Here is a 16449-nt window from a genome sequence, read left to right on the forward strand (position 1 = left end):
TTTATGTTTCTAATTTCGGGAGCAAAATTACTGACAGAAAAAATGCACTTGGTAGCTCAGATTTGATTATTCTGATAGTCCAGATTGCTGGTCGTCCATTTTCTTGAAAAGTTTAGCGAGATAGGTTACTGTAATCGTCAATTCCTGTTCATTCATCGATGCAAAACCAAATCTGAACGCATTGAGCACCTCGTCCCAACGCTTGATTTTCAACTGTGGATCTTTTACTAAATCTTTGATTTTATAAGGCGCTTTTAACTCAATCCAAAACGCCATTCCACCAGACGGAATATTGTATTGAACATACTTGCCGAGTTTTTTTTCTAAAAGTTCGTTCAAAAAATCACGTCGAAAATGATAAGCTTTTAAAGCCCTTTTCAAATGCCTTTTTAATTCTCCATTTTTGATGAGCGAAGCCAACGCATTTTGCATATAACCGTCGCCACCAACATCAATCAACTTTCGAAGTGCGACCGTTTGCGCAATAAAATTTGCAGGCGCCACCATAAAACCAATACGCAACGACGGGTCCAAAATCTTGGAAAAAGAACCGATGTAGATGACATTTCCGTTGTGATTAGCGTTCGCCAAAGGCAAATACGGCGACGAATTGTAGTGATAATCGTAGTCATAATCGTCCTCGATAATCACGAACGAATATTGCTGAGAAAGCGCCAACAACTTCATGCGACGCTCCACGCTCAAAGTCACTGTCGTTGGATAATGATGATGCGGAATGACATAAACCGCCGAGATTTTTTTCTTTTTACAGATTTGCTCGATTTTATCAACGTCCAATCCATTCGCATCAACATTTACCTCAAGTAATTTTGCACCAATTTCCACAAAGGTTTCATTAGCATTGGAATAATTGGGATTGCCCACAACAACGATGTCGCCGTCATTTAACAACAATTTTGAAGCTAAATAAATACTCATTTGTGCGCCGTGCGTAATGAGAATATTGTCTGGTTTTATGTTTAAACCCCGCGATTCTGCCAGAAACTCAGCCAATTCCTCACGCAAACTTATCGTGCCTTGGTCGTTGCCGATATGTGCATTTTCAATCGCATAATTTCGGGCTAAATACGAGCGATACGTTTTCAATAATTCGTCCAGCGGAGAAAGCCGAACATCGGGATAACCGTCGTTTATCGTAATTTTAGAATTATCATTTCCAGAATTTTTGGCTTCTTTTTTTACGATTTTAAAAGGTAGAGATAATTTATTTTCATACGCCAAAATCTTGTTTTGCTTAGCATCGATTTTAGGATAAAGCATCGGAATTTGGTTAGAAACCGTGATGCTTTTGCGTGGACTACTTTGTATCCAATCCTGCGCACTCAGTTCCTCGTATGCCGCAACAATGGTTTTGCGATGAAAGCCCAATAATTTAGACAATTCGCGACTACTCGGCAGTTTTGCACCAGCTTTCAAAGTTCCGTTATTGATGGCATTAATGATGGAAATTGCGATTTGTTTGTAAATGGCAATATTGCTGTTTCGGTCAACGTGGATAATATTTTCGAATGGAAGCATCTGGACTATTGATTAAAATAATTCTTACAAACAAAGATAGTCCTTTAGAGAAATACCTATGTTCATTTTGGGTTAAATAATTTCAATTCGAATACAATGTTTTGAACTTAAGATTAAGTCGCTACAATTATCGAGAAGTTTCTTATTTAATAGTTCTCAATACGCTTCACTACTCGAACTGACGTATGAATATTACAATTTTGATTTAGATAAAAACCACAGTTTTAAAATTTAAAAATTGGACTACCTATATTCTTAAATCTGGACGATATAGACCATCCAAAATAATCTTAGTTTTGCATTGTTAATTAAGGTCGGATGGCTGAGTGGTTAGGTGAAGGCACGCAATGTCTTTTACAGTGGTTCGAATCCATTTCCGACCTCTATTTTTAGAAAAAGCATGAACAAAAAGAAAATTATCATCATCCACAGCAAGGTTTCCTACGGCTTTGTAGGGCTCAATACGACGGCGTTGGTGCTTCAATTGAACGGTTTCGAAGTCATCACCATTCCGACGGTGCTTTATTCCAATCATCTGGGATTAGCGACGGTTGGCGGCGGCGCTGTTCCCGACGATTTGTTTCAGGATTTGTTAGAAGGCGTTTTGAAATTAGATTTGCTCAACGACGTTGCAACGATTGTTACTGGTTATATTGGCACGGAAAATCAGGTGAAAATGACGGCTGATTTTATTCAAAGAATTAAAAAAACGCATCCATCGATTACGTATTTGTGCGATCCTGTGATGGGCGATATTGACGCAGGTTTGTACGTAAATCCGAACGTTTCTACGAGTATTGAAAAGCTTTTGCTGCCGCTTGCCGATATTTCTACACCCAACCAATTTGAAATTCAAAAAATTCTGAATACCACTACAAATTCGGCTGATGAAATATTGGATTTAATCCGTTTTAATGCGCTATTTTCTACTCAAAAAATCATTATTACTGGTGCAAAATTCAAAACCACTTTACACGGAACTTTGGATAATTGCATCATCGAAAATGGCGAGATGACCATCATCCGAAACAAAGAAATTCCTGTTCAAATGGCGGGAACGGGCGAACTTTTCGCTGCACATTTACTTTCGTTTTTGCTCAAAAGAATTCATTTAAACGAAGCCGTTTTGTTGTCGGGCGATATTCTTTCCAATGTTTTGTTGAGAATGTTCAACAACGGCAGAATGGATTTTAACAGCGAAGATATCATTGCATCATTGAATATTTTAAACCTTAATTCTTGCAGTAAATGAGCGTATTTGATTTAATTATTCAAAAAAAAGAAGCGGTAAAACTGGAAGATGTTTTCTTGAATGCGACGAACAAAAAAGTGATTTCGCAACTCATAAAAGAGCATAGTTATTTGCCAGAATTGCAGAAATATGGACTTCCTGTGAACAACAAAATTTTGTTGCACGGCAGTTCTGGTTGTGGTAAAACGACGACTGCAAAAGCGATTGCTGACGCTTTAAGGAAAACGATTTTAATTCTAAACTTAAGCAATATTGTCAACGCAAGAATTGGCGAAACTTCTAAAAATATTAAAGAAGTTTTTGAGAAAGCAGGAAGAGAAAAAGCGGTGCTTTTCCTCGATGAATTCGACCAAATTGGCAAGGCGAGAGGCAGCGACGACAAAGATGTTGGCGAAATGCGACGATTGGTAAATACGCTCATTCAGCTGATTGATTATTTCCCTGAAAATGCTTTGTTAATCAGTGCTACCAACCATTCGGAGATTATTGATACTGCACTTTTAAGACGTTTTCAGTTGCATATTTCTTTTGAAAAACCAACGAAAAACGAACTGAATTTGTTTTACGACAATATTTTATCAGCAATCCCAACTCATTTAAAAAACTTCGACAGAAAATATGAAATTTCGTACGCCGAAGCCAAAGATGATGCTTTCACACAGGTTAAATCCTTATTGATAGAACAGTTGGAAAAGGAGAAAATCGAGAATTTGGCAGAAACTGAATGTCACGATTTAAGAAAAATGAAAAATAACACCAAAAAATTAAAGAATGAACAATAATAAAAAAGTAAAAATAGCCTTGGCTTCCTATAAAACGCAACAACATTTCAACAACGGCGTACAGCACGATGAGGACGAAGATTTATTGAATTATTTGCGGTCGAAATCTGAAGATGTAACCAAGGAAATTTGGAACGACGAGCAGGTAAATTGGGAGCAGTACGATATTGTGATTGTAAAATCGACTTGGGATTATCACATTCATCTTTCAGAGTTTTTGGATTGGTTAACGCATTTGGAATCTTTAGGTATTATGGTTAAAAATAATGCAAAAACCATTCGTTGGAACAGCGATAAAATTTATCTGAAAGAAATTGCAGACAGCGGTTTACCAGTTGTTTCATCCATTTTTTCTGAAACTTTTGACGAAGTCGAAACAAGTTTTGAGCAATTAAATACGCAAGAAATTGTAGTAAAACCAAGAATTTCGGCTGGAGCAAAAGACACTTTTAAAGTCAAACGAAGCGAATTTTCTCAACATAAAAATGAGATTGAAAAATTGATGGCGACAACACCAATTATTGTTCAGCCTTTTGTAAAAGAGATTGCGGATGGCGAATGGAGTTTCTTATTTTTTGGTGGTAATTATAGTCATTCTTTGCTGAAAACGCCTAAGGAAAAGGATTTCAGAGTGCAACATTATTGGGGTGGCAGTGTTAGCACGCCTCAAATTTCAGGAGACATTATTGAAAAAAGTATTCAGCCTTATGTATCGAAATTTGCTTCCGATACCTTGTATGCCCGTGTGGACGGCGTTTTTATTGATGGTATTTTTCATTTGATGGAGCTGGAACTTATCGAACCTTATCTCTTCCTTTCGACATCGGAAAATTCGTTTGAGAATTATTATCAGGCGCTTTTAAAAGTAAAATCTGCATTATGAACCAAAATATCCTCGAAAATATCGCAATAATCGTCGAGCGCATGAATAAGGCTTGTCAAAAAAGTGGTCGAAATCCAAACGATGTGAAATTACTTTTGGCAACGAAAACCGTGGATGCAGAACGTATAAAAGTAGCTTTGGATGCGGGTTATACGATGATTGCAGAAAACAGAGTGCAGGAATTGAAAGAAAAATATGAGGCTCTAAAAACGACGCCTCACACCAATCATTTTATCGGGCATTTGCAAACCAATAAAATTAAAGATATCATCAAATATGATGTGCAATGTTTGCAATCTTTAGATCGATTAGATTTAGCAGAGAAATTACATCAACGTCTTCTCTTTGAGGGAAAAAAGATGAACGTTTTTATCCAAGCGAATACTTCCGACGAAGAAAGCAAATTTGGAATTCATCCTGACAAAGCGCTTGAGTTGGTGCGTCAAGTCTCTCAGTTAGAAACCTTGCAAATAAAGGGTTTGATGACGATTGGTTTGTTGAGCAATCATTCGGAGAAAGTACGAGCTTGCTTTAAATTACTCAAAAATCTGCAACAAAAAATCATTGCTGAAAACATTCAAAATGTTGAAATGAACGAATTGTCGATGGGTATGAGTGGCGATCTGGAAATTGCGATTGAAGAAGGCGCAAGTATTATTCGCGTGGGTTCTGCCATTTTCGGAGAGCGCATTTATCCTGATAGTTATTATTGGAACGAAGGAAGTAATTTGACTTAAAACAAAATCAAGACGCAGGATTTTGTCCAACTCGTTTTGCTGCGTCTTGATTATACTTACAATGTATTGATATCACTTTAATAAGCAATATCAAAGACTTTTTCCATTTGTTTTTCGTTGACAGAATTTGGCGTTGCTTTTACCAAAGTATTGCGAAGCCAAACTGCCAAAGCATTTTCATAATGCGAAACTTTACCAATAGCTGCGCTGGTATTCACGATATAATGGGCTTTTTTCATGCGTAAATTTTCGTATTGTGTGAAAACTTCTTCTACCGTTTTTCCCTCGCCAAAAAGCTTTCCGAGCACGTAAGCATCTTCAATCGCCTGACAAGCACCTTGTCCCATATTTGGCGTTGTTGCATGCGCTGCATCACCAATTAAGCAAACGCGATCTTTTTGCCATTGCGAAATCGGTTCCAAATCTATAATGCCGCTCACGAAGATATTTTCCTTTGGCGTTTCAGAAATCATTCTGACAACATCTGCATTAAAATCGGTAAAAAGTTCAGCAAGATTGTTCGGGTTTTTCACCAATTTTTCGTTAACAACGGCGTACCAATAGACTTTTTGGTCGTTGATTCGCACAAAACCAAAACGTCTTCCTTTTCCCCAAGCTTCATGCGCCTGGTGATTGTATTTCGTCGCCCAATCCATGTCTGCAACGCCACGCCAACATTTTTGTCCAGAATCTCTAAGTGTTCCAATGTTTAGAATTTGATTTCGAACCGCCGATTTTATTCCGTCGGCGCCAATAACAACATCAGCGTTTGTGATAGTTCCGTCCTCAAAAGTGAGTTTATAGTCCTCGTTTTTCTCAATTTTAGCCAGACGTTTGGAAAGCTGAATGTTTTCAAAACCGATTTCCTCAGCCAAAATTAGTTGCAAATCGCCGCGGTGAATAGCAACATTATGAACGCCATATTTGCTTTCAAATTTATTCAGTTGTACGTCGGATAAGGTCTTCAACTGCGGGTCTGTAATTTTAATATTTGAAATTTTATGACCAGCATTTTCAATTTTGTGTCGAATACCCAATTTATCAAAAACCTGCATTGCATTATTCGCCATGATAATCCCAGCGCCGACAGGCTTTATTTCGGGAGCACTTTCGTAAATCGTTACATCTAAGTTGTTTTTTTGCAAGGCTAAAGCTGTTGTCAAACCGCCAATTCCGCCTCCTATAATTGCTATTTTCATTGTGATTGTATTTAAATGATGAGGCAAAATTACAAGTCCGAAAAGCCAAAAACGTTCACTTAAGTTAATTTCGGAATCAATAAATCCGTTTCCGAATTCTGCTCAAAGATTGTGGTGTGATTCCCAAATAGGACGAAATATACTTCTGCGGAATTTTGTTCAGAATCTCGGGCGACTTTTTCAAAAGGTTAAGATATCGTTCTTCGGGCGTGTAGAAAAACAATTCGTCCAAACGTTGTTTTGCGTCCAAAAAAGCCAAATCGGACATGTGTTTTGCCAAACCAAGCCAAAAAATATCTTTCTGAATCAAAGCTTCAACATCTTTTTTGTCGAAATACAGAACTTCGGTTTTCAACAAAGTTTGTATCAGTGCAACCGACTTTTTGCCCGTAATATAACTCGCATAATCGCCGATGACATCATTATTGACCTGCAAAAGATAGCTGATGTCTTCGCCTTTTTCGTTGACATAATAAATCCGAACAGCACCATTCAAAATGAATCCCAAACGGGCGAAAATGTCGTTTTTGGGTTCTATCATTTTGTTTTTATCATAGTTGACAACATAACAAATTTCCAAAAACTCATCAACACGTTCCAACGAAAGTTGAAGCGTTTCCGCCAGTTTTTCTTTTAGTACTGTTGTCATTATTTCTATGATTTTAAGTTTATTTCCATTCCTCGTTTAAAATCGCAAAAATTACGTCGTCTGCCCAAGTTCCGTTTTGGTAATAACTTTTTACGAAATGTGCTTCCTTACGCAATCCAAGACGTTGCATCAATTTTTCCGAAGCTATATTTCTTGGGTCCAAAGAAGCCATAATTCGGTGTTTTTTCAAATTTTTAAAAAGATAATTAATTAACAAATTTAAAGCTTCCGAAGCCAAAGCTTTTCCTTGAAATGCTTTATCCAAGGTAATCCCAAATTCCACCTGCAAATTTTCTTCACCAAAAAAATGCACACCAATATCTCCAACGAGATTTCCCGTTTCTTTTTCCAAAATCACCAATTGAAACCACGATTCAGGCTGATTAAATTCCGCTGGATTCTTCTCGATAAATGTTTCTACTTCCTCCAAATTTTCAGGAATCCAACCTTGATAAGCGTTGGCAATTTTGTCAGCACGATATTCTAAAACCCGCACTGCATCTTGTTTTGCGATAGGACGCAAAATAATTTTTTCGTTTTCCAATTTCATTTTCTAAAGCTTTATGATGTTTTCCATCGAGAGAGCGCTTCATCTTTTGTAGCTACAAAAATAAACTTTCCTGCTTTATTACTTTCAAAAATAAAGTCGCTGAGGCTTTTACTTTCATAAATGCTAAAATCTCCAATAATCGCTATTTCAAAACCATATTGCGTGAATTTCTGTAGCATTTCGCCCGCTAATTTGGTCTTCAATTCAAAAAAATAGGGAGTTATATTTTCTTGATAAAAAATTGCTTTGTACGCCTGATGTTCGTATTTGCAATCCATCAGCAGCTGCATTGCATCTTCGGTATTACTCAGCAAAATTCCATCGCCAGTTATTTCGACAATGTTTTCTTCGTTTAATTTTATGATGTTGATTGTCATGTTCTTTTAATTTAAAATTTAACTTAACAACTTTGCAGCCATCGCTTTTGCTGATTCCAATGCAGATTTATTTTTTTGATAATTCGCCGTCATCGTTGCACCTTCGATAAGAAGAAAAAGCGTTTCTGCTAATTCGATTTTGGAAAAAGAACAATCTTCTGATGCCTTCTCATCAAGAATTTCAAGTATTAAAGCTTTGAATTTCATTTTATGCGTATTGATAATTTCAAAAGCTTTGGTATCATCAAAAGGAATTTCGGAACTTGCTTTTAGAAAGGGACAACCGCCAAATTTGTTAGTCGTTTGGCGTTTAATTCTAAAATCAAACATAGCTAAAATCTTATCTTCAGGCGTTTTTTGCTTCTTGATAAATTGATGCAATTGCGTAAACCAAGCATCGTTCGTTTTTTCTAAATATGCGTGTAACAAATCGTTTTTTGACTTGAAATGATGGTATAAAGACGCCCTTGCAATCTCGGCTTCATCAATAATCTGGTTGATTCCTGTAGAATTGTAGCCTTGTCGGTAAAACAATTCGGACGCGGTATCCAAAATACGGTCTCTAACGGCAACAGATGATTTCATTTTACTTTTTCTTTAAAAAATATACGCCTAACAAAATTAATAAAACCCCAGCAATGTCGAGCCATCCGATAGGTTCTTTGCCCAAAGTTGCACCAACAATTAATGCAACAATAGGTGGAATGTAAGTTACCGAAGCGGCCTTCACAGCGCCCATTTTGTCGATGATAAAATAATATATCAAAAATGCTAAACCAGTTCCCAATACCGAAAGTCCCAAGACTAAACCAATAGTTGCGGTTCTATCATGTAAAATATTCAGAATTCCATGAAACGGTGTTAAAATCAACAAAATAAACGATGCACCAACTAACTGATAAGAGGTCAGCGCCAAGCCCGAAATTTGCAAAGGACTGATGTATTTTTTTGCATAAATAAAGGAAGCGCCGAAACTGATGGAACCAATTATCATGTACAAAACACCTTCCCAAGTGGTGGCGGTAATTTCTGCGTTAAATGGCTTTGCCAAAAGAATTATTCCCAACATTCCGATGATTAAACCAAGAATTTTTAATGCTGAACTTTTCTCTTCTCTTAAGAATATCAAACCTAAAATAAATGAAAACAAAGGAGTAGAACCGCTGATGGAACCTGCAATTCCCGAATACAAAAGATGCGAGCCCATCACAAAACAATAATAATAAATGACCGCCGCCAACAACGACATCACCAAAAAATGATACCAATATTTAAAGTGCCATTTTTTAAAAGCTTTTCTTGCGAATCCGAATGCGACGATTGGAATGGTTGCCAAAACAACTCGTAAAAATACGACTTGTATCGGCGAAATGTATTGCGCAGCCAAACGCATGTACAAGAAATTACTTCCCCAAATGCATCCTAAAGCTATAAAAGCAGCTAAAGCTAAATATTTGTCTTTCTTTATTTTATCCATTTTTGTACTCTTGATTTGGCAAAGCTAAATATTATTAAACATATAGACAAGTCTGTCTATTGATTTTGTTTTTATATCTTTGAGAAATTATTGCAAAAGGATGTTGAAATTCAGTAATAAACAGTAAATTTCAAAAAAAGTAAATATGAAGAAAATACTATTGGGTGCGTTATTAATCGTGGGAATTGGTTTTGCACAAGCACAAAAAACAAAACCAACTGGATTTCCGCTAAGCTCATCCTTGGTTTCTGGTCAACATGTTTTTGTGTCTGGACAAATCGGAATGAATCCGCAAACTTCAAAATTAGCCAACGAAAGTTTTGAGGCGGAAGTTCGTCAAGTAATGGAAAATTTAAAATCTGAGCTTGCGAAACATAATCTGAAATTGGATGATTTGGTAAGTACCACAATCTATTTGACCGACATGAAAAATTACGATCAGCTGAACGAAATCTACCGTACTTACTTCGATAAAAGGTTTCCAACGCGAACATGTATTGCGGTTTTGGCACTTCCTGCAAATGCTTCAGTAGAAATTTCTGGAATTGCGGAGTTGAAAAGTAAGAAGAAATAAGGTTTGGAATAAATTGTAATGTTTGAAACTTTTGAATTGCAGAAGAATTAATTCTACAATTCTTTCATTTTTCGTTCCAAAATATCCAAGAATAATTGCATCGCTGGGCTTACCCATTTTTGTTGGTGATGTGCAGCAATCATTGTGATTTTAGGATTAAAATCTTTAATTGGGATTTTTACGATCTCGCCAGTTTTTAGCTCTTCTTCGAAGACAAATGTCGGCAGACAAGCGATTCCCAAATGGTTCATTACGCTTTTTTTAATGGCTTCGATGCTCCATAATTCGATGTTTTGTCGGGTTTGGATGTTGCGCTTTTTCAGATATTCCTGCATATAGCCTTGGTAAACACCGTTTGGGTCGTTGTAGATGACATTTACCTTTTTTCGTTGTCCTTTTTTATCAAAATCCATTTCGGCTTTTGGCAAATTTGGGGATCCAATAATGCCGATTTCAAAATCTACCAGCTCATTAATGGCAATCTGCGAATCGTAACCATAAACATGAAAATGAACACCCAAATCGATTTCATTTTTGATGACTTCTTTTTGAATATCGTAACAGTTTCTGACCTTTAATTTTAAATTTACATCAGGTGCCGTTTCCAGAAATTCCTTTAAAACAGGCTGAATAATATAGGTCAAAAGGCTATCTGAAACGGAAATCGTCAAAGTACCTTTCAGTTCAGATTTATCTGCACTTAACAATCGGATTTGCTCGATTTCTTCTTCGATTTTTCGGATATGCGGAATCAGTTTTAATGAACGTTCTGTGGGAAGCATTCGTCGTCCAACTTTTTCGAATAATGGAAATTTCACTTCATGCTCTAATTGCTGAATTTGGTAACTAATCGCCGACAACGAGTAGTTGAGTTCGTTGGCTGCATCCTGGAAATTGCCTTTTTCAACGATAGTTCGATAGCTTTTCAATTGGTTGATGTCCATTACTTCAATTTTTTCGAAGTAAATGTACGAATAATTCCGATTGACTTGAAGTATTGATTGCCATAAATTTGCAAAAAAAAAGATGTGGATTTCGTTTTTTATTTACTCGGTTCTCACCGCGCTACTTCCAGGACCAAATAATATTTTAGCTCTAAATAGCGTGATGCAGGTTGGTTACAAGAATTCAAAACTTTTGCTTTTGGGAATTTTTGGAGGCTTTACTTTGGTGATGTTTTTGTCGGCAGGTTTTAGTGAAGTTATTATCAAATCCTACAAACCCTTGTTGGAATATCTCAAATATTTGGGCGTTGTTTACCTTTTGTATTTAGCGTGGTCGGTGGCAAAAAGTAAGCCGATTGATACTGATGATTTAAATGAAATTGACGAAGAAAAAAATGAAAAATCCGCATTTTGGAAAGGTTTTTTGTTGCAATTAGTGAATGTTAAAATTATTATTTATGGCATTACGGCGTTCAGTAGTTTTGTGTTTCCACACTTCAATGATATTAAAATTACAATTGCTTTTGCAGTGTTTCTTTCTTTTGTAGGAAGCTCTGCAACATGGATTTGGGCTTTGGCAGGACAAAAACTAACCAATTTTCTCAACCGATATGCTTTAGTTGTGAACAAAATAATGGCGCTTTTACTGGTGTATTGCGCTGTCAGTTTATTCTTTTAATTAATTTAAAATTTTTGAATTATGATTTGGAAAAATCCAATTTCCCTTGAGGAATTAAATAGCGGTCCCGAATATATTGGAACACATTTAGGTATTCAGTTTACGGATTGGGACGATAATTCGCTTTCTGCGACGATGCCTGTAAATAACGTAACCAAGCAGCCTTGGGGTATTTTACACGGCGGTGCTTCGGTGGTTCTTGCGGAAACGATTGGCAGTTACGCGAGCACTTTTTTAATTGATAATGACAAATATGTAGCAGTTGGTTTAGAGGTTAATGCCAATCATCTACGACCAGCAACGGGAGGAAAGGTGACCGGAATTTGTGAACCTTTCCATATCGGTAGGAAAACGCATGTTTGGAATATTAAAATAAAAGACGAAAACGAAAAACTGGTTTGCATCAGCAGATTAACTGTTGCAATAATTGAAAAATAATAGATTATGAATAATAATACAATAAATAGAAAAGAGATTAATGTTTCCGTTGTGGGAACTGGTGCGATTGGCGGGTTTTATGGAATTATGCTTGCTCAATTGGGTTACAATGTTCATTTTTTGCTTCACAGCGATTATGATTATGTGAAAGAAAATGGATTGACTTTGGCGTCCAAGGTTTTTGGCGAAATAAAATTACCAAAGGTAAACGCATACAAAAACGCGAAGGATATGCCCGTTTCGGATATTGTTTTGGTGGCTTTGAAAACAACACAGAACAAAAATGTTTTACCCGAAGTTTTGCCAGAAATTACGGATGAAAACTCGAGTGTTATTTTCATTCAAAATGGTTTGGGAATGGAGGAAGAAGCAGTTGCGATGTTCCCGAATTTGCACGTGGCAGGCGCTGTTGCGTTAATTGGTTCACGAAAAGAGAAAAATGGAATCATCATTCATGAAACTTATGGCGCTATCGATTTTGGAAATTTCAATCTTAAAAATGATGCTGTTTTACAACAATTGGCGAATGATTTTAATTCAGTAAATATTCCATCAACAGTTCAAAATCTGAAAGAATTACGTTGGAAAAAACTGCTGTGGAATACAACTTTCAATGGATTATCGGTAGTAACGGATTCTAAAACGGATGATTTGCTAAAATACCATTTGCCACAAGCCAAAGAAATTATGCAAGAAGTGCGACAAGCAGCCAAGTTAGATGGTGTAGACATTCCAGAGGATTTTATTGATGGAATGATTCTTTTTACCGAAAAAATGGACAGTTACGCTCCAAGTATGAAAGTGGATTACGATAGAGGCAATCCATTAGAATTGGAATATCTGTACGAAAGACCGATTTCTAAAGCTTATTCACTCGGTTTTGAAATGGAAAAAACAACCGAGCTTTACAAACATTTAACCCAACTAACTGCTGTTAAAAAACTAAATTAGTGGCTATTATGTAAATAATACAATGGCGTCATATCTTATTCTTCCAAACTTTTAATCGACTTCAAACTTCGATTAAGACTGCGAACGGAAATCCCAAGATAAGACGCCATTTCTTCTTTTGTCAACTGAATTTGTTCTTGTTTTAACAATTCCAAAAGTCTGCTAAGACTGTAATCTGCGGCATACAATTGTTGGTAAGAAGCGCGTCTTCCTGTTAAATAAATGCGTTCGGCAAAGGAATCTAATAATAAATCTTTGAGTTGAGAATTCTTTTCCAATAGGTTCTTGAAAATGTCGATGGAGAAAGCAAAAGCCCAAACCTCGGTCATAGCTTCGATACTGCACATGCATTTCTTTTTGCGGAAGATTTCGATTTCACCGACAATTTCACCTTTTCCTAAAAATTCAAAAATATATTCTTTTTCGTTGTTCTCGGAAAAATAACATTTTGTAATTCCAGATTTTATAATCAAAACCTTATTGGGAACTGTGTCTTGCACCAAAAGTAAGTCGCCTTTAGCATATTTTTTCAGCACAATATCTTCTTTGTTGCCTTGTCCATCGTACAAAGCTTCAGCAAAATCTAAAAATGATTGGTTGATTCTCAGCATAAACTTTTGGGACAAATGTCCTTTTTTCGTGTTTTAAAATTAAGGAATTTTCATAGAGTTTTGTATCACGTTTTGAGTATTTTCGTCGTAAATCTGATTAGCATATCTTTACTCAAATTAAAATTATGATTAAATCTTCACTAATTCTTTTTATGTTCGGAAGTTTTTTGATGATGCAAGCGCAATTGCAAAAGGTGGAAGACGGCGTTTCTTGGGATTTAGCCCAGAAGCGAAAAGAAAAAATTAGTGCAGTTAAGTATAATCTGAGTTTCAAAATTCCTGAAAATAAATCAGAAGATATTTTAGGAAATGAAAGCATCACTTTTGTTTACCAAAAAGTAGTTGATGCTCCTTTACAAATCGATTTTAAAGAAAAGTCTACAAACATAAAATCTGTTTCGGTAAATGGAATTTCTGTTACGCCAAAACTTGAAAATGAACACATCCTGATTGATCCCATCAATTTAACACAAGGCTCCAATCAAATTAATATTGAGTTTGTTGCTGGAAATTCAGCATTAAATCGACGTGAAGATTTTCTTTATACGTTGTTCGTTCCAGATCGTGCTCGTACGGTTTTTCCATGTTTTGATCAACCAAATCTAAAAGCTATTTTTCAACTTTCGTTGACTATTCCCAAAGATTGGAAGGCTTTGGCGAATGCAAAATTGAAGGATTCAACAATTTCTTTGAGTGATAAAACCTGTCATTTTGCAGAATCTGATATTTTACCAACCTATCTATTTTCGTTTGCAGCAGGAAATTTCAAATCTCATTCTGCTAAAATTGGTTCCGAAAATGCGGAAATTTTGTATCGAGAAACTGACGAAGGAAAGATCAAAAATAGCATGGATTCCATCTATAGCATTTATAACAGCACATTGAATTATTATGAAAAATGGACTGGGATTAAATATCCTTTTCAAGCAAATGGACTGATTTCTATTCCGGATTTTCAATTTGGTGGAATGGAACATCCAGGTGCTATTTTGTTTCAAAATTCAACATTGTTTTTGGATAAAGATGCTACTCAAAATCAACTAAATAATAGGTCAAATCTTATTGGACACGAGGTTGCGCACATGTGGTTTGGCGACTTGGTGACGATGGAGTGGTTTAATGATGTTTGGACGAAGGAGGTTTTTGCCAACTTTATGGCGGACAAAAGTACGGGCGCTAATATCGATCCAGAGGTGAAAGCTTTGAAATTTTTGACTTCGCATTTCCCTGCGGCATATTCGGTAGATAGAAGCTTGGGCGCAAATCCGATTCGACAACAATTGGACAATTTGAAGAATGCAGGGATGATGTACGGACCGATTATTTACGATAAAGCGCCGATTATGATGCAACAATTGGAATTACTGATGGGAAGTGAAAATTTCCAAAAAGGCATCCAAGAATATTTGCGAACGTTTTCGTATAAAAATGCGACTTGGCCAGATTTAATCGGTATTTTGGATAAATACACAACTCAGGATTTACAAAGTTGGAACAAAATCTGGGTAAACGAATCTGGGCGGCCTTTCATCGATTATAAGGTTAAATTAAAAGGAAATTCCATTAAATCGTTTTCGATTTCGCAAAGACCTGAATTTAACGATTCGAAAAAACTTTGGGTTCAGACGTTTCCTGTGACTTTATATTATGCTGATCGCGAGGAAAATATTCAGATAAATTTACAGAAGAAAGAGCAAAAATTTGTTGAATTAAAAGGCAAAGAAAAGCCTTTGTACATCCAGCTCAACGCTTCAGGAATTGGTTATGGAATTTTCAAAACGGATGATCAATTGATTAGCAATTTTGACAAAATAAAAAATCCTGTTAGTAGAGCAAGTGCTTATATTTCGACTTTTGAAAACATGTTGAATTCTTCAGGAATGACGCCAGAAAAAGCTTTGCAATTTTTTGTAAATCGTTTTTCAAAAGAAGATAATGAATTGAATTTAAGTTTAATTTCGGGGTATTCTTCAACTATTTTTTGGGAATTTTTAAAAGAAGAAAAAAGGAATGCTTTATCATCAGGTTTGGAAACCACAATTTTGAAGGCTATGGAAGGAAAAGCAGAGAAAAACCAAAAGAAGATTCTTTGGGACTGCTTTCAAAATGTATTTTTAACGCAACCCGCTTACAATAAAGCATTTGAAGTTTGGAACAATCAAAAACCACCTGCTGGAATGACGTTAAATGATGATGATTACACAAATTTGGCAAATGCATTGGCGCTTCGAAGTAATGATAATTCAGACATCTTAAATAAGCAGCTTTCTCGAATTAAAAACCCTGATAAAATAGCTCGTTTTAAAATTGTAATGCAAGCGGTTTCGTCGGATAAAACGACGCGCGATAATTTCTTTTATGGCCTTGCAGATAAGAAAAATCGCAGCAACGAATCTGCGATTGGAAGCGCATTATATTATCTTCATCATCCTTTGCGCCAAAAAATATCAATTGCATATTTGCCTAAATCTTTGGAACTGTTGCAGGAAATTCAGACAACGGGAGACATCTTTTTTCCAAATAATTGGCTGAAAGGTATTTTTGGATATTATCAAAACCCGAAAGCTTTGGAAATTGTTAATGATTTTTTTAAAGCAAATCCCAATTACAATTCAATTTTAAAGAATAAAATCTTACAAGCGACAGATAATTTGCGACGTGCTCAATCTTTAGCGAAATAGTATTTTCTGGAAAATTAGTGATTTCTGTTCTGGGACAAATGTCCTTTTTTCGTGTTTTAAAATTAAGGAATTTTGCAGCTCAAATTTATCAAAAATAGATTTTTTTGAAACTTGATTTTATTAGAA

The 16449-nt window shown here is 36.0% G+C and carries 18 protein-coding genes and 1 tRNA gene; 10 read left to right on the forward strand and 9 right to left on the reverse strand.

What is annotated here, in order from left to right; all coding sequences use genetic code 11:
- Positions 1-66: 66 nt before the first annotated feature.
- Entirely contained in the window at positions 67-1539 is a 1473-nt protein-coding gene (locus Q1V95_RS13970) for a PLP-dependent aminotransferase family protein (protein ID WP_300675178.1), read from the reverse strand.
- Positions 1540-1851: 312 nt separating this feature from the next.
- Between Q1V95_RS13970 and Q1V95_RS13975 the strand changes: the two genes are divergently transcribed.
- From Q1V95_RS13975 to Q1V95_RS13995, 5 genes are all read left to right on the forward strand, one after another.
- Positions 1852-1922, forward strand: a tRNA-Cys gene (locus Q1V95_RS13975).
- A gap of 17 nt (positions 1923-1939) precedes the next feature.
- Positions 1940-2791, forward strand: coding sequence for a pyridoxal kinase (gene pdxY / locus Q1V95_RS13980; RefSeq protein WP_300675180.1), 852 nt, complete (start codon positions 1940-1942; stop codon positions 2789-2791).
- Entirely contained in the window at positions 2788-3573 is a 786-nt protein-coding gene (locus Q1V95_RS13985) for an ATP-binding protein (RefSeq protein ID WP_300675182.1), read from the forward strand. Before pdxY ends, Q1V95_RS13985 begins: the two co-directional genes overlap by 4 nt.
- The gene (locus Q1V95_RS13990) at positions 3563-4456 is read left to right on the forward strand and encodes a hypothetical protein (RefSeq protein WP_300675184.1); all 894 of its coding nucleotides are present in this window, start codon (positions 3563-3565) and stop codon (positions 4454-4456) included. Before Q1V95_RS13985 ends, Q1V95_RS13990 begins: the two co-directional genes overlap by 11 nt.
- Complete coding sequence (locus tag Q1V95_RS13995) at positions 4453-5193, forward strand: YggS family pyridoxal phosphate-dependent enzyme (RefSeq protein WP_300675186.1); 741 nt, start codon at positions 4453-4455, stop codon at positions 5191-5193. The genes Q1V95_RS13990 and Q1V95_RS13995 overlap by 4 nt, the downstream gene beginning before the upstream one ends.
- Before the next feature lie 77 nt (positions 5194-5270).
- Here the strand turns inward: Q1V95_RS13995 and Q1V95_RS14000 are convergent, their stop codons facing one another.
- From Q1V95_RS14000 to Q1V95_RS14025, 6 genes are all read right to left on the reverse strand, one after another.
- The gene (locus tag Q1V95_RS14000; RefSeq protein ID WP_300675188.1) at positions 5271-6392 is read right to left on the reverse strand and encodes an FAD-dependent monooxygenase; all 1122 of its coding nucleotides are present in this window, start codon (positions 6390-6392) and stop codon (positions 5271-5273) included.
- Positions 6393-6468: 76 nt separating this feature from the next.
- The gene (locus Q1V95_RS14005; RefSeq protein WP_300675190.1) at positions 6469-7041 is read right to left on the reverse strand and encodes a Crp/Fnr family transcriptional regulator; all 573 of its coding nucleotides are present in this window, start codon (positions 7039-7041) and stop codon (positions 6469-6471) included.
- Positions 7042-7060: 19 nt separating this feature from the next.
- Entirely contained in the window at positions 7061-7591 is a 531-nt protein-coding gene (locus Q1V95_RS14010; RefSeq protein ID WP_300675192.1) for a GNAT family protein, read from the reverse strand.
- Between the two features lie 11 nt (positions 7592-7602).
- Positions 7603-7968, reverse strand: coding sequence for a DUF4180 domain-containing protein (locus tag Q1V95_RS14015; RefSeq protein WP_300675194.1), 366 nt, complete (start codon positions 7966-7968; stop codon positions 7603-7605).
- An 18-nt stretch (positions 7969-7986) separates the two neighbouring features.
- The gene (locus Q1V95_RS14020) at positions 7987-8553 is read right to left on the reverse strand and encodes a TetR/AcrR family transcriptional regulator (RefSeq protein ID WP_300675196.1); all 567 of its coding nucleotides are present in this window, start codon (positions 8551-8553) and stop codon (positions 7987-7989) included.
- Position 8554: 1 nt separating this feature from the next.
- Positions 8555-9445, reverse strand: coding sequence for a DMT family transporter (locus Q1V95_RS14025; protein WP_300675198.1), 891 nt, complete (start codon positions 9443-9445; stop codon positions 8555-8557).
- 145 nt (positions 9446-9590) lie between these two features.
- Between Q1V95_RS14025 and Q1V95_RS14030 the strand changes: the two genes are divergently transcribed.
- Positions 9591-10019, forward strand: coding sequence for a Rid family detoxifying hydrolase (locus tag Q1V95_RS14030; RefSeq protein WP_300675200.1), 429 nt, complete (start codon positions 9591-9593; stop codon positions 10017-10019).
- A gap of 53 nt (positions 10020-10072) precedes the next feature.
- Here the strand turns inward: Q1V95_RS14030 and Q1V95_RS14035 are convergent, their stop codons facing one another.
- Complete coding sequence (locus tag Q1V95_RS14035) at positions 10073-10963, reverse strand: LysR family transcriptional regulator (protein ID WP_300675202.1); 891 nt, start codon at positions 10961-10963, stop codon at positions 10073-10075.
- Positions 10964-11045: 82 nt separating this feature from the next.
- Between Q1V95_RS14035 and Q1V95_RS14040 the strand changes: the two genes are divergently transcribed.
- The 3 genes from Q1V95_RS14040 to Q1V95_RS14050 are packed head-to-tail and all read left to right on the forward strand — an operon-like array spanning position 11046 to position 13031.
- Positions 11046-11642, forward strand: a complete 597-nt coding sequence (locus tag Q1V95_RS14040) for a LysE family transporter (RefSeq protein WP_300675204.1) — start codon at positions 11046-11048, stop codon at positions 11640-11642.
- Positions 11643-11663: 21 nt separating this feature from the next.
- A complete protein-coding gene (locus Q1V95_RS14045; RefSeq protein ID WP_300675206.1) occupies positions 11664-12080 on the forward strand; it encodes a hotdog fold thioesterase in 417 nt (138 codons plus the stop codon).
- 6 nt (positions 12081-12086) lie between these two features.
- Positions 12087-13031 carry a 2-dehydropantoate 2-reductase gene (locus tag Q1V95_RS14050; protein WP_300675208.1) on the forward strand — a complete coding sequence of 315 codons (945 nt, stop codon included), beginning with the start codon at positions 12087-12089 and terminating at the stop codon, positions 13029-13031.
- A 35-nt stretch (positions 13032-13066) separates the two neighbouring features.
- Here the strand turns inward: Q1V95_RS14050 and Q1V95_RS14055 are convergent, their stop codons facing one another.
- The gene (locus Q1V95_RS14055) at positions 13067-13642 is read right to left on the reverse strand and encodes a Crp/Fnr family transcriptional regulator (protein ID WP_300675210.1); all 576 of its coding nucleotides are present in this window, start codon (positions 13640-13642) and stop codon (positions 13067-13069) included.
- 125 nt (positions 13643-13767) lie between these two features.
- Here Q1V95_RS14055 and Q1V95_RS14060 point away from each other — a divergent pair, with 125 nt between their 5' ends.
- Positions 13768-16323 carry a M1 family aminopeptidase gene (locus Q1V95_RS14060; protein ID WP_300675212.1) on the forward strand — a complete coding sequence of 852 codons (2556 nt, stop codon included), beginning with the start codon at positions 13768-13770 and terminating at the stop codon, positions 16321-16323.
- Positions 16324-16449: the final 126 nt, after the last annotated feature.

Source organism: Soonwooa sp. (assembly GCF_030151385.1).
Classification (GTDB): domain Bacteria; phylum Bacteroidota; class Bacteroidia; order Flavobacteriales; family Weeksellaceae; genus Soonwooa.